Below are 1893 nucleotides of genomic sequence, written 5' to 3'. Positions count from 1 at the left end.
CGCCATCGCGCCACGTCTCCCATCCGCGCCCCACCGCTGCAGCCCAACCCTAGGTCGTGCCGGGCTCCCCGGCCCCAGGGAGGGCCGTCGGCTGACCCTCGGTTATGGGAGCGCTCCCACGCTAGCGGAAAGTTGCCCTCTTCTCCACTGCAACCCTTGAGGAACTGAACGCAACCGCCGCACTGCGGACGGTCATCCGCGCCCCCGGCAACAATTCGCGTTCATCTCTTGACACCCACCCCCGGCAGGCAGCAACCTTCCGGGCATGGCGGGAGGTGGGAGCGCTCCCACGGTGCGAGACGACCGGCACGCCATCGCGACCGACCCACACACACCACCGCCAGCCCCGATCCCTCAGCCCCGAGCCCCCCGAGCCCCCCGAGCCGGCACCTCATTTCGGCGCACCCCAGCACGACCCTGGACGAGGAGAGTGGAATGCGCACTTCCAGCAGAACCGGCGGCCCCGGCCGCGCCCGCCGCCGCCCCGCCCTCGCGGCGACCGCCCTCATGGCCTGCGCGGCCCTGATCGCCGGCTGCAGCGGCGACAGCGGAAGCGACGGCTCCGGCGACGCGGCGGCGGGCGACGGGCAGATCACCCTGCGGATCGGAACCTTCGGCTCCTTCGGGTACGACAACACCAACGGCGCCAAGCTGTACGCCGAGTACGAGAAGCTGCACCCGAACATCAAGATCGTCGAGTCGAACGTCGCGGACGGCCAGAAGTACTGGGACACGCTGAAGCTGCGCCTCTCCCGCAACAGCGGCCTCGCCGACATCCAGGCCATCGAGGTCGGTTACATCGCGGAGGCCACCGGGCCCACCATGGGCGGCAAGTGGGTCGACCTCTCCAAGACGGGCGGCGCGGACCTCTCCGCGTACCTCGACTGGAAGGTCAAGCAGGCCACGACCCCCGGCGGCCAGGTCATCGCCCTCGGTACGGACATCGGCCCCATGGCCATCTGCTACAACAAGGACCTCTTCGCCAAGGCCAAGCTCCCCACCGAGCGCGACAAGGTCGCCCAGCTGTGGGCCGGCGACTGGTCGAAGTTCGTCGCGGCCGGCAAGACGTACCAGGCGAACGCGCCCGCCGGGACGTCCTTCCACGACTCCGCCAGCGGCCTGTTCAACGCCGTGCTCTCCAGCCAGCCGCAGCAGTACGCCAACGACAAGGGCGAGCTCGACTGGGAGAACAGCCCCGGTGTGAAGACGGCCTGGAACCTCGCCGTGGACGCCGCGCAGAGCGGGATCACCGCGAAGCTGCGGCAGTTCGACGAGAAGGGCACCTGGAACGCGGGCTTCAAGAACTCCAAGTTCGCCACCGTCGCCTGCCCGAGCTGGATGACCGGCATCATCAAGGACCAGGCCGGGCCCGACAACCAGGGCAAGTGGGACATCGCGGCGCCGCCGGTCGCCGGCAACTGGGGCGGCTCCTTCCTCGCCGTACCCAAGTCGGGCAAGCACGCCGAGGAGGCCGCCAAGCTGGCCGCCTGGCTGACGGCGCCCGAGCAGCACGCCAAGGTGTTCGGCGTGAACGGCAACATCCCGTCCACCAAGGACACACTGAACTCCGACGCCGTCCAGAACGCCAAGATCCCGTACTTCGGCGAGACGCCGGTCGGCAAGATCTACTCGGCGGCCGCCGCCGGGATCACGCCGGCGCCGGTCAGCCGGCACGACGGCCAGGTGAAGACCTTCCTCACGGACAACGGCATCCTCGACATCGAGCAGCGCGGCACCGCGCCCGACGAGGCGTGGAACAACGTGAAGAAGCTGATCGAGGACAAGATCGTCCAGTAGCGCGCACGGGCCCGGGGCCGTCCGGTGGCGGACGGCCCCGGGTGGCCGCCCGCCGCTCCCCCGCCGGGCGGCCCCACCCGCCGGGCGGCCCCACCC

The 1893-nt window shown here is 70.4% G+C and carries 1 protein-coding gene; it reads left to right on the top strand.

What is annotated here, in order from left to right:
- Window positions 1-435: 435 nt before the first annotated feature.
- Window positions 436-1797 carry an ABC transporter substrate-binding protein gene (locus tag HTZ82_RS26760; RefSeq protein ID WP_175411953.1) on the top strand — a complete coding sequence of 454 codons (1362 nt, stop codon included), beginning with the start codon at window positions 436-438 and terminating at the stop codon, window positions 1795-1797.
- Window positions 1798-1893: the final 96 nt, after the last annotated feature.

The sequence above is a fragment of the Streptomyces sp. TRM64462 genome (assembly GCF_013362995.1).
In the GTDB taxonomy this organism is placed as follows: Bacteria; Actinomycetota; Actinomycetes; order Streptomycetales; family Streptomycetaceae; genus Streptomyces.
Note: the sequence above shows the minus strand (reverse complement) of the source record. Positions and strands in the feature narration are given on the sequence as shown.